Source organism: Nonomuraea sp. NPDC049714, assembly GCF_044465295.1.
GTDB lineage: Bacteria > Actinomycetota > Actinomycetes > Streptosporangiales > Streptosporangiaceae > Nonomuraea.
Genome location: NZ_JBITLM010000002.1, coordinates 1,032,490 through 1,055,552 on the forward strand (window position 1 = coordinate 1,032,490; position 23,063 = coordinate 1,055,552).

General features: G+C 72.2%; 19 protein-coding genes. 8 read left to right on the plus strand and 11 right to left on the minus strand.

Features of this window, described 5'->3' with window-relative positions; genetic code table 11:
* Nucleotides 1–112 precede the first annotated feature (112 nt).
* Nucleotides 113–682 (minus strand): HhH-GPD-type base excision DNA repair protein, encoded by a 570-nt coding sequence (locus ACIBQX_RS12060; RefSeq protein WP_397003392.1) that lies wholly within the window; start codon nucleotides 680–682, stop codon nucleotides 113–115.
* Between the two features lie 152 nt (nucleotides 683–834).
* Here ACIBQX_RS12060 and ACIBQX_RS12065 point away from each other — a divergent pair, with 152 nt between their 5' ends.
* The 6 genes from ACIBQX_RS12065 to ACIBQX_RS12090 all read left to right on the plus strand — a co-directional run bounded on the left by ACIBQX_RS12065 (nucleotide 835) and on the right by ACIBQX_RS12090 (nucleotide 5,839).
* Nucleotides 835–1,059, plus strand: a complete 225-nt coding sequence (locus ACIBQX_RS12065; protein WP_397003394.1) for a hypothetical protein — start codon at nucleotides 835–837, stop codon at nucleotides 1,057–1,059.
* A gap of 123 nt (nucleotides 1,060–1,182) precedes the next feature.
* Nucleotides 1,183–2,682 carry a hypothetical protein gene (locus ACIBQX_RS12070; RefSeq protein ID WP_397003869.1) on the plus strand — a complete coding sequence of 500 codons (1,500 nt, stop codon included), beginning with the start codon at nucleotides 1,183–1,185 and terminating at the stop codon, nucleotides 2,680–2,682.
* Nucleotides 2,683–2,692: 10 nt separating this feature from the next.
* Entirely contained in the window at nucleotides 2,693–3,451 is a 759-nt protein-coding gene (locus tag ACIBQX_RS12075) for a thioesterase family protein (protein ID WP_397003396.1), read from the plus strand.
* Nucleotides 3,452–3,473: 22 nt separating this feature from the next.
* A complete protein-coding gene (locus ACIBQX_RS12080) occupies nucleotides 3,474–4,229 on the plus strand; it encodes a LamB/YcsF family protein (protein ID WP_397003398.1) in 756 nt (251 codons plus the stop codon).
* A 108-nt stretch (nucleotides 4,230–4,337) separates the two neighbouring features.
* Entirely contained in the window at nucleotides 4,338–4,961 is a 624-nt protein-coding gene (locus tag ACIBQX_RS12085; RefSeq protein ID WP_397003400.1) for an allophanate hydrolase subunit 1, read from the plus strand.
* On the plus strand, nucleotides 4,958–5,839 hold the full coding sequence (locus ACIBQX_RS12090) for a biotin-dependent carboxyltransferase family protein (protein ID WP_397003402.1): 882 nt from the start codon (nucleotides 4,958–4,960) through the stop codon (nucleotides 5,837–5,839). The genes ACIBQX_RS12085 and ACIBQX_RS12090 overlap by 4 nt, the downstream gene beginning before the upstream one ends.
* Before the next feature lie 83 nt (nucleotides 5,840–5,922).
* Here the strand turns inward: ACIBQX_RS12090 and ACIBQX_RS12095 are convergent, their stop codons facing one another.
* The 9 genes from ACIBQX_RS12095 to ACIBQX_RS12135 form a co-directional block, all read right to left on the minus strand.
* Nucleotides 5,923–6,750, minus strand: a complete 828-nt coding sequence (locus ACIBQX_RS12095) for a PhzF family phenazine biosynthesis protein (RefSeq protein WP_397003404.1) — start codon at nucleotides 6,748–6,750, stop codon at nucleotides 5,923–5,925.
* A gap of 135 nt (nucleotides 6,751–6,885) precedes the next feature.
* Nucleotides 6,886–7,989 carry a DNA glycosylase AlkZ-like family protein gene (locus ACIBQX_RS12100; RefSeq protein WP_397003406.1) on the minus strand — a complete coding sequence of 368 codons (1,104 nt, stop codon included), beginning with the start codon at nucleotides 7,987–7,989 and terminating at the stop codon, nucleotides 6,886–6,888.
* Nucleotides 7,990–8,145: 156 nt separating this feature from the next.
* Nucleotides 8,146–9,828, minus strand: coding sequence for an ABC transporter family substrate-binding protein (locus ACIBQX_RS12105; protein WP_397003408.1), 1,683 nt, complete (start codon nucleotides 9,826–9,828; stop codon nucleotides 8,146–8,148).
* 18 nt (nucleotides 9,829–9,846) lie between these two features.
* Complete coding sequence (locus tag ACIBQX_RS12110; RefSeq protein ID WP_397003410.1) at nucleotides 9,847–11,913, minus strand: dipeptide ABC transporter ATP-binding protein; 2,067 nt, start codon at nucleotides 11,911–11,913, stop codon at nucleotides 9,847–9,849.
* Entirely contained in the window at nucleotides 11,910–12,824 is a 915-nt protein-coding gene (locus ACIBQX_RS12115) for an ABC transporter permease (RefSeq protein WP_397003412.1), read from the minus strand. The genes ACIBQX_RS12110 and ACIBQX_RS12115 overlap by 4 nt, the downstream gene beginning before the upstream one ends.
* Nucleotides 12,821–13,825, minus strand: coding sequence for an ABC transporter permease (locus ACIBQX_RS12120; protein WP_397003414.1), 1,005 nt, complete (start codon nucleotides 13,823–13,825; stop codon nucleotides 12,821–12,823). Before ACIBQX_RS12120 ends, ACIBQX_RS12115 begins: the two co-directional genes overlap by 4 nt.
* 84 nt (nucleotides 13,826–13,909) lie before the next feature.
* Nucleotides 13,910–16,252, minus strand: a complete 2,343-nt coding sequence (locus ACIBQX_RS12125) for an AAA family ATPase (RefSeq protein WP_397003416.1) — start codon at nucleotides 16,250–16,252, stop codon at nucleotides 13,910–13,912.
* 64 nt (nucleotides 16,253–16,316) lie between these two features.
* Entirely contained in the window at nucleotides 16,317–17,213 is an 897-nt protein-coding gene (locus ACIBQX_RS12130) for a haloalkane dehalogenase (protein WP_397003418.1), read from the minus strand.
* A gap of 15 nt (nucleotides 17,214–17,228) precedes the next feature.
* Nucleotides 17,229–19,052, minus strand: coding sequence for a tetratricopeptide repeat protein (locus tag ACIBQX_RS12135; protein ID WP_397003420.1), 1,824 nt, complete (start codon nucleotides 19,050–19,052; stop codon nucleotides 17,229–17,231).
* 262 nt (nucleotides 19,053–19,314) lie between these two features.
* Between ACIBQX_RS12135 and ACIBQX_RS12140 the strand changes: the two genes are divergently transcribed.
* A complete protein-coding gene (locus ACIBQX_RS12140) occupies nucleotides 19,315–20,853 on the plus strand; it encodes an MFS transporter (protein ID WP_397003422.1) in 1,539 nt (512 codons plus the stop codon).
* 26 nt (nucleotides 20,854–20,879) lie between these two features.
* Nucleotides 20,880–21,623, plus strand: coding sequence for a DoxX family membrane protein (locus ACIBQX_RS12145; protein ID WP_397003424.1), 744 nt, complete (start codon nucleotides 20,880–20,882; stop codon nucleotides 21,621–21,623).
* A 25-nt stretch (nucleotides 21,624–21,648) separates the two neighbouring features.
* Here the strand turns inward: ACIBQX_RS12145 and sthA are convergent, their stop codons facing one another.
* Complete coding sequence (gene sthA, locus ACIBQX_RS12150; protein ID WP_397003426.1) at nucleotides 21,649–23,055, minus strand: Si-specific NAD(P)(+) transhydrogenase; 1,407 nt, start codon at nucleotides 23,053–23,055, stop codon at nucleotides 21,649–21,651.
* Nucleotides 23,056–23,063: the final 8 nt, after the last annotated feature.

Consider the following 23,063-nt stretch of genomic DNA (forward strand, 5'->3'; position numbering starts at 1 on the left):
ACCGGATTCTGCAGTACATCATCGGCGATGGGCATGCGCGGACGGAAGCCCCGGCCGCCATACGGTCAACGCATCCTGTCAAAATCGCTCCACGTTGCGCAGCAAGATCAGGCTACTTGGCCTTCGCCGCCTGCTTGGCCTCCTGTTTGGCGGCTCGGACCCTGACCAGCGTGTCGGCGTCGACCACGTCGGCGACCGACCGGTAAGCGCCCTCCTCGCCGTAGGGACCGGCGGCCTCCCGCCATCCTGGCGGTTGGACCCCCAGCTGTTTGCCCAGCAATGCCAGAAAGATCTGGGCCTTCTGCTTGCCGTAACCCGGCAACTCCTGCAGCCGCTTCAGCAACCCTTTGCCGTCCGCCACGTCTTCCCAGAGCCGCTCGGCCTCGCCGTCATAGTGCTCGACCAGGTAGGCGGCGAGTTGCTGCACGCGCGCCGCCATCGACTTGGGGTAGCGGTGGACCGCCGGCTTTGCGGCCAGCAGCGCCACGAACGCCTCAGGATCATAGGAGGCTATCTCTTCGGCGGTCAGTTCGTGCCCGAGCCGCTCAGAAATGGTGTAGGGCCCCGTGAACGCCCACTCCATCGGCACCTGCTGATCGAGCAGCATGCCGATGAGCAGGGCGAGCGGGCTGCGGCCGAGCAGGTCGTCGGCCTCGGCGCGCTGGGCGAGCTGGATGCGCATGGGAACAGCTTCGCACGAAAGCCGTTCCCGAGAAGCGAACAAAGGCGTTGCGGAGGCTTGACAGTCGCCCGAGAAAAGATGAAATGGGAGCGCAAGTCGCCTGCGTCCATTCCTGGGGGTTTGCCCCGGGCGTACGGAGGAATCTCACATCTATGCTCGCTCTGGCCACACGCTTGCTCAAGGAACCGGTCAGTCTCAGACTCGCCGAAGAGTTCCTGACCGTGCCCGTGGACACGATCGACAGGTGTGTCGACGACGTGTGCGCCTGCGCGCATCACCTCGGCATCACGGCAACGCCCGAGATCGTCGAACGGATCGCCCGCGAACACCTGCTCGCGATCGTCAACTCCGCGCCACCGCCGCGGAGCCCTCGATAACATCGAAGTCACCAGGCCGCGTTCTACGCACCGTTTACGCCTGGAATGCGAGAGAGTGAGGGCGTGCGCCGACACCGACGAGACCCCCGGGAGAGCACCCCGCCCGACGATGTGTTCAAGGAGATGGTGCAGGCGGCCCGCGAGCTGCTTGCCGTACGCAGCCCGCTCGACGCGGAGCTGATGGTCTCCGACATGGTCGGCGCCTGGTGGGGCAGACCGGTGCGGGGCGGCGACGTCGAACAGGTCCTCGGTGAGGGGCTCGTCGACTACGCCGCCAAGGCCGGCACCCCGGCGTCGCTGACGCTGCTGATCTGCCTGGCCTATCTCGGCACGTCGCGGCAGGGCGCCAAGGCGGAGGGCGCGGCGCTGGCGATGATGGAGTCGGGCGTGGCGCGGCCGGGCTGGGCGGACCGGGTCGGCGCGGTCAAGCACACCGGCTGCTACGTCTCCCGCGACGCCTACGGCGACCAGGACACGGTGATCTGCACGTTCGCCTACCGCTGGAACGAGAACGAGACCCCGAGGCACGGCCAGGACCGCCACGCGCTCGTCATGGTCGTCGACCACAACATGTCCGGCATGGCGCGCGACGCCTGGGTCTCCTCCCACGTCGACAAGCTGCTGGAGCAGGCCAGGGCCGAGGCGGTCGGCAACCCGATGCTGCTGTTCGAGGAGATCGAGCCCCAGCAGGCCAGGGCGCTGCTGGAGTCGGCCATGAAGGCCACCAAGGAGCCCAAGACGCCGCCGCCCGTCAGCGACAGCTACAGCGCCTACCACGCCTTCGCCCGTGCCCGGCTGAAGGCGCTGCCACCCGGCCGCAAACGCCCCGCGCCGCTGCACATCGAGGCCCCGTACAGCCGTGAGCGGCGGGCCATGCTGGCGGCGGAGTTCCTCGCCTCCGACGCGGCCGAGCACCTGTCGGACCCGTCGGCGGCCTCCCGGTGCGCCGACCACATCATCGACTACGGCTGCGAGCGGGACTTCAGCAGGCCGCTGCGGGTCAGCCCGACCAAGTGCGAGACGTTCCTGCTCGACTGGCTGCCCCGCAAGGTGATGCTGTCGGTGGCCGAGCAGGAGGCCATGCCGCACGTCCTGGCCGCCTGGGTCCGTTTCGCCGCGCACCGCACCGGGCTGCCCGAGACGGGGCTGAAGGCCACCCTGGACGCGGTGTGGGAGGCCATCGGCAAGTTCCCGGAGGCCTACCGGGACCCGACGTCGTTCGGCCTGGACCGCCCCCTGCTGGAGCGGCTGCTGCCCGACGGCGACCTGTCCGCGCTGGCCAGGCGGGCCTTCGCGTTCCCGTTCCTGCAGGGCACGCACAACGGCGTCGACCTGGACCGGCTCAACCCCGCCGACGAGGCCGACAGGCGGGTGCTGCTGGAGATCGACCACGGGGGCACGCTCGACGAGGAGCACCTCGCCTGGCACGAGGAGATCGCCACCCGGATGTGGGAGGGCGATCCGCCGCAGCTCTGGGAGGCCGCCCAGCGCCTGCTCGACCTGGGCCACGACCGGCACGACGTGCTGCACGTGCTCATGGAGATCGCCGAGCGGATCGGCGACCATCCGGCGGAGCTGGCGGCGGCCCTCGACGACATCGCCGACATTCCCGACGAGCTCTAGATTCGACCGCATGTCGATGTACACCCGCCTGGCCCCCAGGCGCTATCAGGCAGCCGAGCACACCCAGGGCCCCTGGGACCCCGCCACGCAGCACATGGGACCGGTGACCGCGCTCATCGCGCACGAGCTGGCGATGACCGCCCCGCGCCCCGGCCTGGAGCTGTCCAGGCTCGCCGTCGACGTGTTCGCCCCCGTGCCCGTGGGTGAGCTGGAGGTCCGCACCGACGTCGTACGGGATGGAAAGCGGGTGCAGTGCCTGTCGGCGGCGGTGTTCTGCGGCGGACGCGAGCACGCCAGGGCCTCGGCCTGGCGCATCCGCGAGGCCGCCACCCCCGCGACCCCCGCGCAGGCCCCGCCGCCCCTCCCCGACGCGCCCACCGACAGCTGGCTGTCCACCGGCTTCGGCTACGGCAGGGCGACCGAGTGGCGCTTCGCCCGCGGCACGCCCATGGCGGTCGGGCCCGCCGCCGCCTGGGGCAGGCTCAGGATGCCGCTGGTCGAGGGCGAGGAGATCACGGCCACGGAGCGGCTGGCGCTGTTCGCCGACAGCGGCAACGGCATCAGCTTCGCCCTCGACTTCGACACCCACCTGTTCGTGAACGTCGACCTCACGATCTCGCTGTTCAGATCACCGGCCGGGGAGTGGATGTGCCTGGACGCCGAGACGGTCATCGGCCCGTCCGGCCGCGGCCTGACCCGCTCGATCCTGTACGACCAGAGCGGTGAAGTGGGCACCGCGACTCAGACCCTCTTCGTCGCGCCGAGGTAGTCCTACCGCCATGATGGAGTCCATGGTGATCGACCTCAACGCGGACCTCGGCGAGGGCTTCGGCATCTGGCGGCTCGGCGACGACACGGCGCTGCTCGACATCGTCACGAGCGCCAACGTCGCGTGCGGATTCCACGCCGGCGATCCGGTGACGATCAGGCGCACCTGCGCGGCCGCCGTCGACCGCGGCGTGACGATCGGCGCGCAGGTGTCCTACCGCGACCTGGCGCACTTCGGGCGCCGGGAGATGGAGGTGGAGCCGGAGGAGCTCTGCGCCGAGGTGCTCTACCAGCTCGCCGCCGTCGACGGCATCGCGCGGGCGATGGGCGGCCGGGTCTCGTACGTGAAACCGCACGGCGCCCTCTACAACCGGATCTGCCGCGACCGGGAGCAGGCCGCCGCGGTGATCGACGCGGTCGCCGACTACGACCTGTCGCTACCGGTGTTGACCCTGCCCGCGTCGGTCGTGCACGAGGTGGCGGCGGCCGAGGGCGTCCCCACCGTCAGCGAGGCGTTCGCCGACCGCGCCTACACCTCGGCCGGCGCTCTGGTGTCGCGGCGCGAGCCCGGCGCGGTGATCCACGACCCCGAGGCGGTCTCCTCCCGCGCCGTCCGGATGGCGGTCGAGCACACGGTGACGTCCGCCGACGGCCTGCAGGTTCCGGTCTCGGCCCGCTCGATCTGCGTGCACGGCGACACCCCGGACGCCGTGAGCCTGGCCCGCGCCGTGCGCGACGGCCTGCTGGAGGCCGGAGTGGTGCTGCAGGCCTTCGCATGACCACGCCACCGCGCCAGGACCGGGCTCTGGTCCGGCGCCGGCCGGGTGCGGGGCGGGGCCAGGCTCCGGCCGGGTCCCCGGCTGGGCTCGGGATCGGGTGGTGAGGCGGTGATCCGGCGGGCCGGGGAGCATGCGCTGCTCGTGGAGACCCGGGCGCTGGACCTGTCGCACCGCCTGGACGCCGCGCTGCGGGCCGATCGGCCCGAGGGGGTCGTTGAGGTCGTGCCCGGCCCTGAGACGGTCCTGGTGGTGGCTCCGGGAGCCGACCAGGGCCGGTTGCGGACCCGGCTGGGTGAGCTGCTGGCCGGCTGCGCGGAGAGCGGGAAGGGCGGGGAACCCGCGGAGGCCGCCGCGGACGTGGTGACGATCCCGGTGATCTATGACGGGGAGGATCTCCAGGCGGTGGCCCGGATGGCCGGGATCTCCGCCGACGAGGTGATCGCCCGGCACACCGGCCGCGAGCTGGTGGTCGGCTGGCTGGGGTTCTCGCCCGGGTTCGCCTACCTGATCGGCCTGGACCCGGTGCTGCACACGCCCCGGCTGGAGACGCCGCGCACGTCGGTGCCCGCCGGTTCGGTGGCGATCGCCGGCCCCTACTCCGCCGTCTACCCGACGGCCTCCCCCGGCGGGTGGCGGCTGCTCGGCCGTACCGGATCGCGGGTCTGGGACGTCACCGCCGACCCGCCCACGCCGTTCAGCCCCGGCACGCGCGTGCGGTTCGAGGCGGCATGATCGAGGTGCTCGCGCCCGGTCCGTACGCGACCGTCCAGGATCTGGGGCGGCACGGCCACGCCCACCTGGGCGTGCCCGGCTCCGGAGCCGCCGACGCGGCGAGCCTGCGGCTGGCGAACCGGCTCGTCGGCAACCCCGAGGGGCTGGCGGGGATCGAGCTGACGTTCGGGCTGGCACGGCTGCGGTTCCTGGCCGGGGCGTGGGTGGCGCTGGCCGGGGCGCCGTGCCCGGTGTGGAGCACGGCCCGCGATCCGGGGATAGGGGCGCCGTTCTGGGTTCCGGAAGGGGGTGAGGTGCGGCTGGGGGCGCCTTCGTGGGGGCTGCGCACCTACCTGGCCGTTCGCGGGGGGATCGCGGTGGAGCCGGTGCTGGGCAGCCGCTCCACCGACTCGCTGTCCGGCCTCGGGCCCCCGCCTCTGCGCCCCGGCATGGTGGTGCCGGTGGGAATGCGGCGAGGGGTGCCTGTGGGGGCGGTCGCGGGATTGGAGGACATCCGGGTGGATCTGGCGCCGCCGCGGCCCCCCGGGGCGGCGGTGCTGCGGGTGCTGGCGGGGCCGCGCGAGGACTGGTTCGTGCCCGGCGCGCTCGCGGCCCTGTGCGCGGGACCGTACGAAGTGAGTCAGGACAGCAACCGCGTGGGGGTGCGGCTGCGCGGCCCCGAGCTGGCGCGGGCCAAGGAGGGCGAGCTGCCGAGCGAGGGCATGGTCACCGGCGCGGTGCAGGTGCCGCCGAGCGGGCAGCCGATCGTCTTCCTCACCGACCACCCGCCCACGGGCGGCTACCCGGTGATCGCGGTGGTGTCAGAGGCCGACCTGGCCATCGCCGCCCAGCTCAGACCGGGCGACGAGGTCCGCTTCAGCACCCGGCTCCCCCACTGAACGGGCGAGCGTCGTCAAGACTCGACGCGACCACCGCCGGGCACGGCGTCAGGGCCCCGGCGTGACCGCCGACGGCCCGGGTGTCAGAGGTCGACGTGGCCGGTGACGCAGGTGATGGCGGGGCCGCCCACCCAGACGTCCTGGCCCGCTGAGGTGATGTGGATCTGTCCGGTGCGGCCGAGGGCCGTGCCCTGGCGGGCGGTATAGGGGGCGGTGACGCGGCCGGTGCGCAGGAGCCACTGGGCGACGGAGGCGTTCAGGCTGCCGGTGACCGGGTCCTCCGTCGTGCTGCCCCCGAGGGGGAAGAACGCTCGCACCTCGTAGGCGTGCGGCGATCCCGGCGGGTAGAGCCCGACGACGCCGATGTCCGCCGGGACCGACCCCGGCTTCAGGGCGAGCACCGCGTCGGCGTCCCTGAGCAGGAGCGCCACCCAGCCGGGGCCGTTGTCGGCCCACTCCGCGTCGACGATCTCGTCCCTGCCGATGCCGAGTGCCCGGGCGAGCTCTGCCAGGAAGTCCTCCTCCACCGGCCCCGACCGCAGCAGCGGCGGCGCGGCGAAGGCGTGCCAGGCGCCCTCGTCGCGGATGCGGACCAGCCCGGCGCCGCACTCCTGGACGACCGTGCGCGGGTCGCGGGGGACGCCGCCGGCCTCCAGCCAGGCGTGGCAGCTGCCGAGCGTGGGATGCCCGGCGAAGGGCAGCTCGCTGGAGGGGGTGAAGATGCGGACCCGGTAGTCCGCCTCTGGCGTGGTGGGCGGGAGCAGAAACGTGGTCTCGGACAGGTTGGTCCAGTTGGCGAACCGCGCCATCTCCTCGGTGCTCAACCCGGCGGCGTCGAGCACGACGGCGAGCGGGTTGCCGTGGTAGGGCGTCTCAGCGAACACGTCGACCTGGCGGAACGGGCGCAACATACGGCCAAGTGTCCCACGATCGCCCTCCCGGCCCCAGGCGATCCGCGCTGGGTCCACGAACCTCGCCCGCCGGTCCCCTCGGCGAACTCCGCCCTGTCTACGGACGACTCCTGCTGGGGCCCCGGCATTCTCCGCTCAGTGGGGAGGCCGCAGCAGCGACTCGATGCGGGTGACGGCCGCCTTCATCTGGTCCGGTGGCACCGGCTCGAACAGGTCCGTGGCGACCTGACCGTCCTTGGCCTCCCAGACTCCCGTGACCCTCCCCCGGTAGATCACCACGGGGGAGATCCAGCCTGCCTGTCGGCTGACCTTCGTCTTCACCGCCGCCGGGATGAGGGCCTCCAGAGCGCGGGGCGCGGCGAGGATGAACTGGTCGAAGCCCGGCAACAGGTGCACCTCGTCCGAGGGCCGGGTGGCGGCCAGCGCGTCCAGGTGAGCGGTCAGGGCCAGCAGGGTGCGGCCGTCGTCCGCCTCCACCTCGGTCAGCTCGGGCGCGAGGTCCCGGAACCATCCCTTGAGCACGGCCTTCCTGGCGGTGCCGCCGAAGAGCCAGGCGTCGAACATCTCGGGCGTCGCCGGCCCGTGGGCGGCCAGGAACGCGCGCGCCACCCGCAGGCCCGCCTCCTCATGCGGCGGCAGCTCCGCCGGCCAGCCGCGCAGCCAGTGACGCGGCGCGGTGAAGGTGACCCTGCCCTCGCGGGGCGGGCCGTAGCACAGCTCGCCGAGCCTGCTGAGTGGCTTGAGCAGCACGCCCCAGCCGGAGGTGAGCGCCTCCCGGAGATGGGCGTCTCCGGTCAGCCGGACCACCGCGTCGACCAGTTCCTGCCTGGTCTTCGGCACGTCGCCGAGGGCCTGCGGGACGGCCTCGATGATCGCGGCCATCTCGGCGGCGGTGACGCCGTGGCCGCGCAGCCAGGAGCCCTTCTCCCAGAACCGGAGCGTGCTGAGGGCAGCGCAATGGTCGGCCAGGTCGCCGGCGGGCACGAGGTGCAGGGTGCCGCCGCGCATGAGCCAGGTCTTGGCGAGAGTACGGTCGGCCCACAGGGCCCGGTCGACGCCGCCGGGGTCGGGCTCGGCGCTCCTGACCGCGACGGCGAGCTGGGCGGAGGAGGGCACCTGCGCCTGCACACCGCACAACCTGCCGGCGACCTCCACGGCACCGGAGGCGCCGGGCCCGCTCACGAACTGCCTGCGCAGCCGCCAGGCCAGGATCTGGGGCCAGGTCACCTGAATAGTCACCCGCCCACTTCTACACGCGGCCACCGACAAACCAGGAGAGGGGGTGAAGCCCACACCGACAAACCAGGAGAGGGGTGGAGCCCACACCGATAGACCAGCCCGGATGAGAGCTCCGCTGACAGACCAGCCCGGTGGGAACGCCGGGAGGTCGGACCGTCAGCGGAGGAAGCCGATGTCCTGGTAGCGGAGCCGGTGGAAGCCGCGGGCGCCCACGTTGGCCAGGGTCTCCTTCACCGCCACCAGCTGCGGCCGCTGGTAGAGCGGCAGGACGCTCGCCTGCTGCCAGATGAGCTTGTCGGCCGCGTTGGCTTCGGCGCGCGCCTGCTCCGGGTCCAGGTTCTGGGCCGCCCGGTCCATGGCGGTGTCGATGGCGTCGGACCCGACGCGGCCGAAGTTGGCGTTCCACGTCGTCCCGTCGGGCGAGTTCGCGTAGACGCCGTAGCTGCTGGACAACGGGTACGGGGTGCCGATGTAGGCGAACGGGGTGATGTCGAAGTTGCCGGGGATCACGTACTTGCTGAAGAAGTCGTCGCTCGGCACCACCTTGAGGGAGAGCTTCACCCCGATCCGGGTCAGCATGCTCTGTGCCAGCTCGCCCTCGGCCTTGCTGAGCTGCACCCCCGACGGGACGACGAAGCGCAGGTCGAGCGGGCGGCCGTTCTTCTGCCGTACGGAGCCGGTCAGCTTCCAGCCCGCCTGGTCGAGCAGGCGCTTGGCCCGTTCGGGGTCGTAGGCGCCGAGGTCGCCGGCGTTGTCCTGGTAGCCCTGCTGGGTGTTCATGAAGAAGTGGTTGTTCAGCGGCGTGCTCGGCCAGTCGAGGCCCTGCAGGTCGGATCGGGCGATGGCCTGCCGGTCGATGCCGAGCTGGACGGCCTGCCGTACGCGCACGTCCTGCAGCAGGTCGCTGGAGGCGTTGAAGGTGAGGTGGCGGAAGTCGGGACCCGCGGCCTGCCGCACCTGCGCGCCCGGGGTGGACCGGGCGCGGGCGTAGTCGGGCGCCGAGGTGCCGACGTCGGCGATGTCGAGTTCGCCGTTGCCGAACATGCCCATCAGCGAGTCCTGCTCGGCGGCGCGGTAGATGATCCGGTCGAGTTTGGCCCTGTCGCCCCACCAGCTGTCGTCGCGCACGATGGTGATGGTCTTGGCGGTCTGGTCGAAGCCGCCGAACCTGAACGGCCCGGCCGTCACGGGGATCTTGTTGAGCCAGGCGGTGTTGAAGGCCTCGGCCGTCTTGTTGGTCGAGGCGGGCAGCAGCGGGCTGAAGAGCGCCTTCCAGTCGCCGAAGGGCCTGGCGAACGTCACCACGACCTCGTGGTCGTTCCGGCCCCGCGTCACCTTCGAGATGTCCTGGTAGCCGGTGGAGGAGACGATGTGGAAGTCCGGGTCGCCGCCTTTCAGCGCGTGCCACTGGGTGTGGTAGTCGGCCCAGGTGATGGGCCGCCCGTCGGACCATCTGGCCTCGGGGTTGAGCCGGTAGGTGACGACCTGCTTCGGAGCCCGCCGGGTGACCGTGGCGTCGAGGAGGTAGTCGCGGTCGACGGTGATCCGTGCCTTGTCGTCGGAGACGAACGGCGACGGCAGCAGGGCGTCGCTGATCACGGCGGCCATCGCGAGGTTGCCGTCGACGTGGTTGCGGTTCCACTGGGAGGGGAACTCGTTGATGCCCCAGCGCAGTGTCCCGCCGTCCTTGACCAGGGGACGGGGCTGCGGGTTGATGTCGGACGCCTTGATCGTCTCATCGCCGCCGGGCCCGCCGCTGCCCCCTCCCGGGCCGCCTCCGCCGCATGCCGTCAGGGACAGCGCGACGGTCACGGCGACGGCCAGGCGAGGTGCTTTCATGGGCGGGCTCCTCCGGATCTAGACGACTGCGAGCTTCTCGGCGTAGTGGCAGGCCGCGCCCTGGTCCTCGCCGAGGGTGCGGATCTCGGGTTCGGCGTCCACGCACAGGGTGCGCTCCGCACCGGTCAGCACCCCGGCGAACTTCGGGCATCGGGTGCGGAAGCGGCAGCCCGACGGCGGGTGGGCCGGGTCCGGCAGGTCGCCTTCGAGCAGGATCCGCTCGCGGGCACGTTCGCGGACCGGGTCGGGCAGCGGGATCGCCGACAGCAGCGCCTGGGTGTAGGGGTGGGCGGGAGTCCCGTACACGGCCTCGACCCGGCCGATCTCGGCGATCCTGCCGAGGTACATCACGGCCACCCGGTCGGCGAGGTAGCGCACCACGGCCAGGTCGTGCGCGACGAACAGGTAGGACAGGCCCAGCCTCGCCCGCAGCGCGTCGAGCAGGTTGATCACGCCGGCCTGGATCGACACGTCGAGCGCGGAGACGGGCTCGTCCAGCACCAGCAGCCGGGGCTCCAGCGCGAGCGCGCGGGCGATGCCGATCCGCTGCCGCTGGCCGCCGGAGAAGTCCTGCGGGTAGCGGGCGGCGTGGGAGGGATCCAGGCCGACCAGGTCCAGCAACTCGGACACCCGCTGCCCCGGCGCCTGCCTGCGGTGCGTGCGCAGCGGCTCGGCCAGGATGTCGTAGATCGTCATGCGGGGGTCGAGGGAGGCCAGCGGGTCCTGGAAGACCACCTGCATGTCACGCCGGATCGCGGTGCGCTGCTCGCGGGTGAGCCGGGCGGTGTCCCTGCCGAGCACCACGACCCGCCCCTCCTGCGGCTGGGCCAGCTCCAGGATCTGCGTCAGCGCCGTGGTCTTGCCGGAGCCGGACTCGCCGACCAGGCCCAGGGTCTCGCCCTCGCGAAGGTCGAAGCTGACGCCCGCCACCGCGTGCACGGTGCCGACCCGGCGCTTGAGGATCCCGCCCTTGACCACCGGATAGTGCTTGACCAGGCCGTCGACCTCCAGCACCCGCCGCCGCCCGCGCGCCACCGGCCACCCCGCGCCGTCTCGGTCCGTCCACGGTCGTACCGCGTCGTTTTCGTCCGCCCACGGTCGTGCCGCGTCGTTTTCGTCCGCCCACGGTCGTACCGCGTCCCAGCGGATGCAGGCCGCCTGGTGCCCCGCCCCGACCTCGAACAGCGGCGGCTCCCGGTCGTCGCACGCCTCGACCCGCATCGGGCAGCGTGGCGCGAACGGGCAGCCGGGCGGGAGCGCGGCGGGCGCGGGCGGGTGGCCGTCGATCGGCACCAGCGCCCGCCGCCCGCCGGCGTCGACGCGCGGCACCGAGCCGAGCAAGCCCACGGTGTACGGCATGCGGGTGCGGTAATAGACGTCGTCCACGTCCCCCACCTCGACCGGGCGGCCCGCGTACATCACGAGCACGCGGTCGGCGAAGCCGGCCACCACGCCGAGGTCGTGCGTGATCATGACGATGGCCGCGCCCGTCGTGCGCTGCGCCGTCTTGAGCGCCTCCAGCACCTGAGCCTGGACGGTGACGTCGAGCGCGGTCGTGGGCTCGTCGCAGATGATGACGTCCGGGTCGTTGGCGATGGCCATCGCGATCACCACGCGCTGCCGCATGCCGCCGGAGAACTCGTGCGGGAAGGCCAGCGCCCTCTTCCCCGGGTCCGGGATGCCGACCAGGTCGAGCAGGTCGACGGCCTTGACCAGGGCTTGCTCCTTGCTGACCTTCTGGTGCACGCGCACGGCCTCGGCGATCTGGTCGCCGACCCGGTAGACGGGCGTGAGGGCGGACAGCGGGTCCTGGAAGACCATCGACACGGTCTTGCCCCGGAAGGCCGTCAGCTCCCGTTCGGGGGCGCCGATCAGCTGCTGGCCGTGCAGCCGGACCGAGCCGCCGACCCTGGCCCCGCGCGGCAGCAGCCCCATGACGGCGGCGGCGGCCACCGACTTGCCGGAGCCGGACTCGCCGACGATGCCGAGCACCTCGCCCTGCCGCACGGTGTAGCTCAGCCCGCGCACGGCGCGTACGTCGCCGAAGGAGACCTCCAGACGCTCGACCTCCAGGACCGGGCTCATCGTGACCTCCTGGCGGTGGGGTCGAACGCGTCGCGCAGCGCGTCACCGACGAGGTTGACCGCGAGCACGGTGATCACGAGCAGCCCGGCGGCGAACCAGAACGTCCACGGCGCGTAGACGGCGGTCCTGGAGCCGTCGGCGATGAGCGTGCCGAGGGAGACGTCGGGCGGCTGGATGCCGAAGCCGAAGTAGGACAGGGAGGTCTCGGTGAGGATGGCCGCGCTGACGTTCAGGGTGGCGTCGACGATCAGCAGCGACGACAGGTTGGGCAGCACATGAGAGAAAATGATCTTCATCGGCGGCGCGCCCATGAAGCGCGCCGCCTGGATGAACTCCCGCTGCTTCAGCGAGATCGTCATCCCCCGGGTGATCTTCGAGGTGACCATCCACAGGAACAGCGCCAGCATGAGCACGAACAGCGGCCACTGCCCGTCGCCGAACAGCGGCGACATCATCGCCAGGATGAGGAAGGCGGGCAGCACGAGCAGCAGGTCGGTGAGCCGGCTCAGCACCCGGTCGGTCCAGCCGAGGAAGTAGCCGGCGAAGGCGCCCACCAGGGCGGCCAGCGCCGTGGACACCAGCGCCGCGAGCAGACCGACGAGCAGCGACCGCTGCATGCCGCGCAACGTCATCGCGTAGACGTCGGCGCCCGTCTGCGAGGTGCCGAACCAGTGGCCGGCCGACGGCGGCCGCAAGAAGGCCAGGAAGTCCTTGTCGGTGTAGGTCCACGGGCTGAACAGCGGACCGGCGAACGCGAGCGCGAACATCAGGGCGAGCACCGCGAACCCGATCCGCCCCTGCCGGGAGGCGAAGAACCGCCCGGCCACCACCCTGAGCCGGGAAGGCGGGGCGGCCCGAGCCGTGGCGGCCCCGGTGCGCTCCTCGGCGAGTTCCTCCTCCGACAGCGTCATCCGGCGCCCCTCACCCGGGGATCGAGCACCCGTGGATCAAGCACGGCGTGCAGCAGGTCGGCGGCGAAGGAGGCGCAGAGCACGGCGACCGCGGCGAGGCAGGCGATGGCGGCCACGGTGTTGACGTCATTGGTGAAGATCGAGCTGATCAGGCGCTCCCCCAGCCCGTGCCAGCCGAAGATCTTCTCGGTGAAGGTGGCGCCGGTGAGCAGCACGCCGAAGGTGAAGGCGAAGTAGGTCACCACGGGGATCAGCGCTGTCCGCAGCCCGTGCCGGATGAGCGCCCTGCGCCTGCTCAGCCCTTTGGCCATGGCGGTGCGGACGAAGTCGGCGCCGAGCACGTCGAGCATCATGTTGCGCTGGTAGCGGCTGAACACCGCGACCAGCCCGAGCGACAGCGTGATCGTCGGCAGCACGAGATGCTGCAGCCGGTCCAGCAGCGAGCCCCAGAACCCGGCGTCGAGCCCCGCGGTGTACTCACCGCCGACCAGGAGCACCCGGTGGCCGAAGACATGGTCGTTGGCCCAGGTGCCGGCCAGGATCGCCACATTGGCCAGCACCACCACGGGCACCGCGAGCAGCACGAAGGCCAGGGCCGTCGACAGCCGGTCGAACCAGCCGTACTGCCTGACCGCGGCGTACGCACCGCAGAGCACGCCGAGCACGCTCCCGCAGACCAGTCCGAGCAGGACCAGCCTGAAGGTGACGCCGGCCCGCCGCGCGAGGTCCTCGTTGACCGGCGAGCCCGTCACGCTCCTGCCGAAGTCGCCGCGCAGCACCCCGCCCGCCCAGGTGAGGTAGCGCTCCAGCAGTGGGGTGCGGTCGTTGAGGTTGAGCTCGGTGAGCCGCGCGTCGACGACGGCGGGCGGCGGCTTCGGGGTGCGGTCGGCGTAGTTGGAGCGCGGGTCGAGCGCGCCGGCCGCCAGCAGGTAGGCGAGGCTGACCGCCACGGCCACCAGCAGCACGGAGCCGAGCAGCCTGCGGGCCAGGAACCCCGCCATCGCCCCTCCTCACACACTCTGTGTCGCCATATTGCTACACCAAGTGAGCATGTGGGCGCACGCATGTGCCAAAGAGGTGTCTGGTTAGCGTCCGGAAAGTTCGTCCACGGCGGTGCGGACGTCGTCGCTGGTGATGGTGGTCAGCTCGGCGGAGCTGGTGGACTCGCCGGTCGAGGCCAGCGCGGCCAGGCGCACGTCGCGGCGCATGGCCGCGCGCTCGAACAGCGACCTGGCGAACCTGCCGTTGCCGAGACCGTCGATCAGCCGCTCGTCGCACACCCAGGCGAAGACCTCGTCGAGGTCGCTCAGCGCGTCGTCGTCGAAGCGGTCACCGGCCTCCTCGGCCAGCAGCACGGCGATCTCCGACAGCTCGGCCGGGGAGTAGCTGGGGAACGTCACCCGCTGGCTGAACCTGCTGGCCAGGCCGGGGTTGGTGGCGAGGAAGGCGTCCATCTCGCGCTGGTAGCCGGCCAGCACGATGACGAGCCGGTCTCGGTCGTCCTCGGCCCGCTTGAGCAGCGTCTGCACGGCCTCGGCGCCGAACGCGTCGCCCCCGGAGTAGCCGGGGTTGACCAGGCTGTACGCCTCGTCGATGAACAGCACGCCGCCCAGCGCCCGGTCCACCAGCTCGTTGGTCTTGATCGCGGTCGCGCCGAGATGCTGGCCGACCAGGTCGGCCCGGTGCGCCTCCACCACGTCGGGCCTGGCCAGCAGGCCGAGCGCGGCGAAGACGCGGCCGACGACCCTGGCGACGGTGGTCTTGCCGGTGCCGGGCGGGCCGACGAACACGAAGTGGCGGGTCTGGGCCGGAGTGGGCAGCCCGCGCTCCTGCCGCATGCGGGCCACCTGGAGCTGCGCGGCGATCGCGTGCACCTGCCGCTTGACCGGCGCGAGCCCGGCCATCCTGTCGAGATCGGCCAGCGCCTCCTCCAGCGTGGGGGTGGCCACGTAGCCCCGGAAGCGCGCGGTCAGCTCGTCGAAGGCCTTGGTCACGTCGGCGGTCGTGGTCGTCACCAGGTCCTCGGTGGTCGGCGTGCCGCCCGCGCCCACCACCCGCACGTCGCGGGCCTGGGCGGCCGCCTCGACGAGGCTGCGCGCGAACCTGGCGTTGCCGAGCTCGTCGACGAGCCCCCGCCGGTGTACGTCCTCGAACCGGGCGAGGAGCTTGACCTTGGCCTCGGGGCCCATCGCGTCACCACGGCGGCGCTGGAGCAGCTCGGTGATCTCGGCCAGCTCGCCCGCCGAGTAGGTGGGGAAGCGCACCCTGGTGGCGAACCTGCTGGCCAGGCCGGGGTTGCTGGACAGGAACGAGGTCATCTCCTGCTCGTAGCCGGCCAGGATGATGATCAGCCGGTCACGGTCGTCCTCGGCCCGCTTGAGCAGCGTCTGCACGGCCTCGGCGCCGAACCGGTCGGGCTGGCCGTCCCCGGAGTTGACCAGGCCGTAGGCCTCGTCGATGAACAGCACGCCGCCCAGCGCCTTGTCCACCAGCTCATTGGTCTTGATCGCGGTCGCGCCGAGAAACTCGCCGACCAGGTCGGCCCGCTGCCCCTCGACCACGTAGGGCGTCTCCAGCAGACCGAACGCGTAGAAGATCTTCGCGAGGGTGCGCGCCACGCTGGTCTTGCCGGTGCCGGGCGGGCCGAGGAAGACGAAGTGCCTGGTGGGACGCCCAGCGGTGTAGCCGGCCTCGGCGCGCAGCCGGGACGCCTCGATGGAGGCGGCGATCGAGCGGACCTGCTCCTTGACCGGGGCCAGACCGATCATGCTGTCGAGCTCGGCGAGCGCCTCCTCGACGGAGATCTGGGGCAGCGCCGGCTGCTTGTCGGGGGCCGGCTCCGGCCTGCCCTCACGCGCCCGTACGCGTACCTGCTCCTCGGCGCTCATCTCGGACCTGGCCCTGCGGGCGAGCAGGAAGCGGTAGCCGAGGACGGCGGCGGCGGCGCCGTAGGCGACCCAGACCGCGAGGTTCGCCGAGACCAGCGAGAGCGCGGCGGCGAGCGCGCCGGCGGCCACGAAGGCGAGCAGCGCGGACACCCACGGCGTCACCCAGCGGATCAGGTGGGCGCCGGCGGCCACCGGCAGGGCCAGCACGAGCAGCAGCGTGGGGGCCATGGACGGAACCGGGAAGAGCATCATGAAGACCGGGAGCAACACGCACCAGCCCACGACGACCAGCGCGGTCGCGGCGGCACGCGGGAAGCGCAGGGTGAGCGCGACGAAGCAGAGCACCGCCCCGGTGATCAGGAAGGTGTTGACGAGGTCGCCGCCGAGCGCGGCGGCCAGGCCGACGGCGCCGATCAGGACCGCTACGTACAGCACGCGCCGGACGGCCGGTGGAAGCCGGAAGTAACGCTGCCGCACCTGTTCGAACAGATCCCGCATCGCGGCCCGTCCCGCGGTTCGGGTCCTGCTGGACTCCTGCATCACGCCTCCCCGGTCCGCCCCTGGTTATACCGCACCGGACCGTCGGTTGGGCGGACCTGACACGCTAGGTGGAGGTCACGAAAGCCGCTATGTGCCGCCCGAGTTCGGTGCCCGCGTCCTCCTGGAGGAAGTGCCCCGCGCCGTTGATCACCGGGTGGGCCCGGCCCGCCGCTCCCCGCATCGACCTGCGCAGAATGGGCGCCATGCCGCCGGTGATCGGGTCGCTGTCGGAGAAGGCGACGAGGAACGGCCGGTCGAGTGTGGTGAGGATCTGCCAGGCGGCGCGGTTCGCGGGCGCGGCCGGGTCGTCGGGCGTGGCGGGCACGAGCGGCGGCATGGCTCGCGGTCCCGCCTTGTACGTCTCGTCGGGGAAGGGGGCGTCGTAGGCGGCGCGGACCTCGGGCGCCAGCTCGGTGACGCAGCCGGACTGGACGAACCGGGCGATGTCCAGGGCGGGCGCGCTGATCACCGCGTCCTTGAACCGGTGCCACACCTCGGGCATGGGAATGTCACCGGTCGGCAAGCCCGTGTTGGCGGCGACGATCCTGGCGACGCGATCGGGATGCTCGGCGGCCAGGCGCAGCCCGATCAGGCCGCCCCAGTCCTGGCCGACCAGGGTGACGCCGGTCAGGCCGAGCGCGTCGTACAGCAGGGAGCGGGTCCACTCCACGTGCCCGGCGTAGCTGTGGTCGCCGACGTCGGCGGGCTTGTCGGAGCGGCCGAATCCCACGAGGTCGACGGCGATCGCGCGCAGCCCGGCCGCCGCGAGCTCCCGCATGACGTCGCGGTAGAGGAACGACCAGGAGGGCTCGCCGTGCAGCAGGACCACCGGCTCCCCGTCGGCGGGCCCGGCCTCGACGTAGGCCATCCGCAGGCCGTCGGGCACCTCGGCGTAGCGGGGTTCGTAGGGGAAGCCGGGCAGGCTGGCGAAGCGCTCTTCGGGCGTGCGCAGAACTCGCATAGAACAAGATTCTAGCTAGCGGCGCTGATGCCGCCCGGGGAACTCCCCGACGAGCACCTTCTTGGGAGTGACGCGCAGGACGTCCGAGCCGGCCAGCGCGACGCCCCGCACCTCGACCCAGTGCCTGCGCTGCAGGGGGTCTGCGGCGAACACCGACACGCTCGGGTCCGCCTCGATCGCCTCCCACGCCTGCGGCCCGGCGATCACCTTGAGCTCGCCCGATGCGGTGACCGTGGCCACCGCGCCCACCACCCTGGGCCCCAGGGCGTCGCCGTAGGCCAGCACGACGGTCCTGGCATAGCCGAACGCCTGCCGCGCCTGCGAGGTGAGCACGACGGTCGGCTCGGCCCCCATGGGCAGCTCACACATGATCAGCGAGGCGCGCCACGGTCCGGGCACCCCCTTCCACCAGGACCGCGCGGTCCGCAGCGCGAACACGGCCGCCACCGCGCCGAGCGCGCCGAACCCCATCCGCCACCCCCAGACCAGCCCGAGCCCGCCCCCGGCCGCGCACCCCACCGCCGCCAGCACGGTCAGCCCGCCCGCGACCGCCAGCCAGCGGTCGCGCCCGTGCCGGGTGGCGCGCCAGGCGCGCAGCATCGGGTACGGCGCCGCCAGCGTCACGACGGCGGCCCGCGGCTCCACCGCCAGGGCCGCACACCCCAACGGCACCAGCACCGACCAGGTACGGCCGAGCAGAACCCACAGGGTCACCCCCGCGTTCCGCCGACCCGCACGCTCCCCCGCACCGACGTCCAAGGAACCATCCAAACGCCTTCGGACCGCCACAGGACGCTCAGCCGTGTCCCCGAGGTCTGCACGCCCTCCCGGGCTGAGACCCCCGGGACGCTCTCCCTCGTCCCCGGGCGTCGTGCGCTCGGCGGCGGCCTGGTGGAAGTGGGTCAGGGCGCGTAGGGGGTGGCCGCGCCAGGTTTCCGCGAGTGCGCGTACGGCGGCCAGGGCCGGCCAGCCGAGCACCGCGAGGCCGCCCAGCCCGGCCCAGAGCAGGCCCGCCCAGGGCAGCCCACCGGCCGGCAGGCCGGGCAGCACGGCGATCCCCGCCGGCGCCGAGGCCAGCGCCAGCCACCCGGCGAACGCGACGACCGCCACGACGCCGCCCGCGACCGCCGCCCCGAACCACGGATCGCGCCCCAGCATGGCCGGCACCCAGGCCCACACCCGGACCCGGCGGGCCTGCCGTACCGTGAGCGCGGCCAGCAGCGCGAGCACGGCCAGGCCGCCCAGCTCCGCCTGCGGCCCCCGGTCGAAGACGAGTGCGGCCACCGCGATGGCGGCGGTCGCGACGGCGACCAGCAGGCGGGTCTGGCGGGACCACACCTCCAGTGCCCTCCTGGCCCAGCCGGTCTCGCGGGGGTCGATCGGCCAGGCCGGGTCGTGGTGCGTCCTGAACCGCTCCCAGCGCAGCAGCGTCAGGCCGAGGTTGACGTGGGCCTGCGGGTGCAGCGGGTCCAGGCGCAGTGCCTGGCGGTATCCGCGGGCGGCCTCGGCGTGCTCGGCGCGGAGCAGGTCGAGGTCGGCGACCAGGACGTGCGTGTCCGGCTCTTCCGGGGCGAACCTCGCGGCGAGCGCGGCCTGCTCGGCGGCCTCGTCCCAGCGGCCGGGGACGTGGCGCAGCACGGCGCCCAGGCGCAGGCGGGCCGCCCACGAGCCGGGGGCGAGGAGCACCGCCCGTTCGGCGGAGTCGACGGCGTCCGGCAGCCGCCCGATGCGCTCCTGCGCGAGGCTGAGCAGGCGATAGGCCCACTCGCTGGCGGGATCGAGGTGGGTCGCGGCGCTGGCGGCGGCCAGGGCGCTGTCCGCGCGACCGGCGGATAACATGGTGACGGCTTGGGCGCACCAGTCACGTGGTGACCGGTCGGATGCGTCTCTCTCGCCATCCGTGCCGTCGGTCCCCACGACAGCCATGATCGGTCGACTGATGGACGCTGAATAGATCCCGACATATGGCTGTATCTCTCTAGAGAGGTATCGACCGCCGGTGGATCATTCGATACCGCTACACCCATTGCGTGACATGGCCTAAGCTGCCACGCAAGTTCATGTGGGCCTGCTGTGAACTGATCGGCCTGCAAGGAGGTCCATGACCGTCACACAGGCCGCTCGCATCGCACGGCGCCCCGATCCCGAGCAGCGGGACAACCGCTGGGTCATCCTGGCTCTGCTCTGCTTGAGTCTTCTGCTCATCACCGTCGACGCCACCGTGCTGCACATCGCGGTCCCCGCCCTCACCGCCGCCCTGGAGCCGTCGGCGGTCCAGTTGCTGTGGATCGTCGACGTCTACTCGCTGGTCGTGGCGCCGCTGCTGATCATGTTCGGCACGCTCGGCGACCGCTACGGGCGAAAACGGCTGGTCCTCGCGGGGTTCGTGCTGTTCGGCGTCGCCTCGGCGGCGGCCGCCGCCTCCACCACCCCGCTGGCCCTGATCCTCTCCAGGGCGCTGCTCGGCGTGGGCGGCGCGATGATCATGCCGGCCACGCTGTCGCTGATCCGGCAGGTGTTCACCGACCGTCGCGAACGGGCCATCGCCCTGGGCGTCTGGAGCGCGGTCGCCGCCGCGGGGGCCGCGCTCGGGCCGCTGGTCGGCGGCCTGCTCGTCGGCTGGTGGTGGGGCGCGGTCTTCCTGATCAACGTGCCGATCCTGCTCGTGCTGCTGCCCGCCGCCGCGCGCCTGCTCCCGGACTCGCGGGAGCGGAGCGAGCGGCCCTGGGACGGGCTGAGCGCCGTCCTGTCCGTGCTCGGCATCCTGGCGCTCGCCTTCGGGCTCAAGGAGGCGGGCTCGGGCAGCCTGATGCCACTGGGCGCCGCCGTGGCCGTCTTCTTGAGCGGGGTGGCGCTGCTGGTCTGGTTCGTCAGGCGGCAGACCCGGCTGACCACGCCGCTGCTGGAGGTGGGCCTGTTCCGGAGCCGTGAGTTCACCACCGGCGTGGCCGGCGTGCTGTTCGGCGTGTTCGCGCTGGTGGGCCTGCAGCTCATGCTGGCGCAGTATCTGCAGCTCGTGCTCGGCGACAGTGAGGTCCGCGCCGCGCTCCGGATGCTCCCGCTGGTGCTGTCGGCCATCGCCGGAGGGCTGGCCGCGGCGCACATCCTGCCCAGGATCGGCATGCGGGCCACCATGAGCGGCGGCCTGGGCCTCGTCGCGCTCTCCCTCATGCCCACGCTGACCTGGGGCGTCGAGGGCCATCCCGTCATGCTCGCGTGCTGCTTCGTGGGCATCGGCTTCGGCGTCCAGGTCTCCCTGCTCGCCGCCTCCGACACGATCATGTCGTCGGCCACCGAGTCCCACGCCGGCGGCGCCGCCGCCATCGAGGAGACGGCCTACGAACTGGGCGCCGGCCTCGGCGTCGCCGTCCTCGGCACGATCACCACGATCGTGTACGCCCCCGCCCTGCGCACCGTGCCGGGGGTGCCGGAGCCCGGCATGGACCAGGCCAGGCAGTCGCTGGCCGGCGCCGCCCACGTGGCGGACCAGGTGGGCGGCAGCGCCGGCAGCGCCCTCCTCGACGCGGCCCGCTGGGCCTTCGTCAACGCCCTGCACACGACCGTGGTCGTGAGCGTCATCCTGCTCAGCCTGACCGCCCTGGCCGTGGCCACGCTGCTCCGTCGTGATAGAGGTGTGTGATGTCCCGATCAGGGCAGACAACAACCGTGAAGCAGGCCCTGCGTGATCTCGCCGCGATGGTCGCCCGGTTAGGTGTCGGCGGCATCTTCTTCGCCAACGGCTGGCGCAAGCTCGAGATCGGCCTGACGCAAACCGGCGTGCAGTTCCAGGGGCAGGGCGCACCCGCCCCCCGCGCCTGGGCGACGATCACCATGCTCACCGAGCTGATCGGCGGCGCGCTGCTGATCGCGGGGCTGATGGTGTCGGTGACGGGGCTGATCCTGTTCGCCGAGGCGGTCGCGGTCCTGTGGGTGGCGCCGCCGCTCAATCCCATCACCCTCAACGAGCTGATCCTGCTGGGCGCCGCCTCGCTGCTGCTGGCCGTGGTGGGCGCGGGGCGGATCTCCGTGGACCACATGGTGGTGATCAGGCGCAGGGAGTCGGAGGCGGCCAGCGAGTTCGCGGCCGACCATGAGGCCGACGCGGTGATCGCGTCCTTGCGCGAGCCGTCGAAACCGGCCGCCGACCCCGTGACGAAGACCTCCGACGCCGGGACCGCCGCCAAGAAGGACGCCACCAAGGACACCACCAAGGACGCCGCCAAGAAGGAGCCGCCCGCCAAGGCGGCCGACCCGGACGTCTCGCTGGAGGACACCGCTCCGCACGCCAGGCCGCGCCGTACGGACTCGGCCCCGACCCCCTCCGACGAGCCCGTTCAGGGCGACACGCTGGTGGCGGGCCGCAAGAAGCCGCCGGCCCGCGGCCGCCGCACCACCTCGGGCGGCGACTAGCCGGTCGCGGGCGCGGCGGCGGCTGTCACAGGTCGGCGGTCAGCCGGGCGATCACCCGCATCTTGTTCGTCGCGTCCAGCGCCGCCACCTTGTACGACTCCGCCAGGGTCGGGTAGTTGAACACGGCGTTGACCAGGTAGTCGACCGTCGCGCCACAGCCCATGACCGTCTGCCCGATGTGCACCAGCTCGGTGGCCCCGGTGCCGAACACGTGCACGCCGAGCAGCCGCCGGTCCTCGGTGGAGACCAGCAGCTTGAGCATGCCGTACGAGTCGCCGATGATCTGTCCCCTGGCCAGTTCGCGGTAACGCGAGATGCCGACCTCGAACGGGATCTTGTCCCGGGTGAGCTCGTCCTCGGACTTCCCCACGAAGCTGATCTCCGGGATGGTGTAGATCCCGATCGGCGCCAGGTGGTGCATCTCCCCCACCGGTTCGCCGCAGGCGTGCTGGGCGGCCAGCCTGCCCTGCTCCATCGAGGTCGCGGCCAGCGCCGGGAAGCCGATGACGTCGCCCACCGCGTAGATGTGCGGGACCGTGGTGGCGTAGTTCTCGTCCACCGCGATCCGGCCCCGGTCGTCGGCCTCCAGCCCGGCGGCCTCCAGGCACAGCTCGGCCGTGCGGCCCTGGCGGCCGGCCGAGTACATGACGCAGTCGGCGGGGATGCGCTTGCCGCTCTCCAGGACGGTCAGCGCGCCCCGGGACCGCCGCTCGACGGCGGCCACGGTCTCGCCGAACCGGAAGGTCACCGCGAGGTCCCGCAGGTGGTACTTCAGCGCTTCGACGATCTCCAGGTCGCAGAAGTCCAGCATCCGCTCGCGCCGCTCCACGACGGTGACCTTGGTGCCGAGCGCCGCGAACATGGAGGCGTACTCGATGCCGATGACCCCGGCGCCCACCACGACGAGCGTCTCGGGCACCTTCTCCAGGTGCAGGATCGCGTCGGAGTCGATGACGGTCTTGTCGTCGAACTCCACGCTGGCCGGGCGGGCCGGCGAGGTGCCGGTGGCGATCACGATCTTGTCGGCCGTGATCTTCTTCTCCTCCTCGTCGTCGACGACCCCGATGGTGTGCGGGTCCAGGAACCGCGCGGTTCCCTGCAGGAGGGTGACGTGGTTGCGGCCCAGCTGGCTCCGGATCACCTGGATCTCCCGGCCGATCACGTGCTGGGTGCGCATCCCGAGGTCGGCGACCGTGATCTCGTCCTTCACCCGGTAGCTCGCGCCGTACAGCTCCCGCTGGTTGAGTCCGGTGAGGTAGAGGACCGCCTCGCGGAGCGTCTTGGACGGGATGGTGCCGGTGTTGATGCACACCCCGCCGATCATGTTGCGTTTCTCGACCACCGCCACTCGTTTGCCGAGCTTCGCCGCGGCGATGGCCGCTTTCTGCCCGCCGGGACCCGTACCAATGACAACCACCTCGAAATCGGCCACATCGCCAG

Coding starts and splice junctions, on each gene's coding strand:
- ACIBQX_RS12060 (WP_397003392.1), bottom strand. CDS start 682: ATGCGCATCCAGCTCGCCCAGCGCGCCGAGGCCGACGACCTGCTCGGC.
- ACIBQX_RS12065 (WP_397003394.1), top strand. CDS start 835: ATGCTCGCTCTGGCCACACGCTTGCTCAAGGAACCGGTCAGTCTCAGA.
- ACIBQX_RS12070 (WP_397003869.1), top strand. CDS start 1,183: ATGGTGCAGGCGGCCCGCGAGCTGCTTGCCGTACGCAGCCCGCTCGAC.
- ACIBQX_RS12075 (WP_397003396.1), top strand. CDS start 2,693: ATGTCGATGTACACCCGCCTGGCCCCCAGGCGCTATCAGGCAGCCGAG.
- ACIBQX_RS12080 (WP_397003398.1), top strand. CDS start 3,474: ATGGTGATCGACCTCAACGCGGACCTCGGCGAGGGCTTCGGCATCTGG.
- ACIBQX_RS12090 (WP_397003402.1), top strand. CDS start 4,958: ATGATCGAGGTGCTCGCGCCCGGTCCGTACGCGACCGTCCAGGATCTG.
- ACIBQX_RS12095 (WP_397003404.1), bottom strand. CDS start 6,750: ATGTTGCGCCCGTTCCGCCAGGTCGACGTGTTCGCTGAGACGCCCTAC.
- ACIBQX_RS12105 (WP_397003408.1), bottom strand. CDS start 9,828: ATGAAAGCACCTCGCCTGGCCGTCGCCGTGACCGTCGCGCTGTCCCTG.
- ACIBQX_RS12110 (WP_397003410.1), bottom strand. CDS start 11,913: ATGAGCCCGGTCCTGGAGGTCGAGCGTCTGGAGGTCTCCTTCGGCGAC.
- ACIBQX_RS12115 (WP_397003412.1), bottom strand. CDS start 12,824: ATGACGCTGTCGGAGGAGGAACTCGCCGAGGAGCGCACCGGGGCCGCC.
- ACIBQX_RS12120 (WP_397003414.1), bottom strand. CDS start 13,825: ATGGCGGGGTTCCTGGCCCGCAGGCTGCTCGGCTCCGTGCTGCTGGTG.
- ACIBQX_RS12125 (WP_397003416.1), bottom strand. CDS start 16,252: ATGCAGGAGTCCAGCAGGACCCGAACCGCGGGACGGGCCGCGATGCGG.
- ACIBQX_RS12130 (WP_397003418.1), bottom strand. CDS start 17,213: ATGCGAGTTCTGCGCACGCCCGAAGAGCGCTTCGCCAGCCTGCCCGGC.
- ACIBQX_RS12135 (WP_397003420.1), bottom strand. CDS start 19,052: ATGTTATCCGCCGGTCGCGCGGACAGCGCCCTGGCCGCCGCCAGCGCC.
- ACIBQX_RS12140 (WP_397003422.1), top strand. CDS start 19,315: ATGACCGTCACACAGGCCGCTCGCATCGCACGGCGCCCCGATCCCGAG.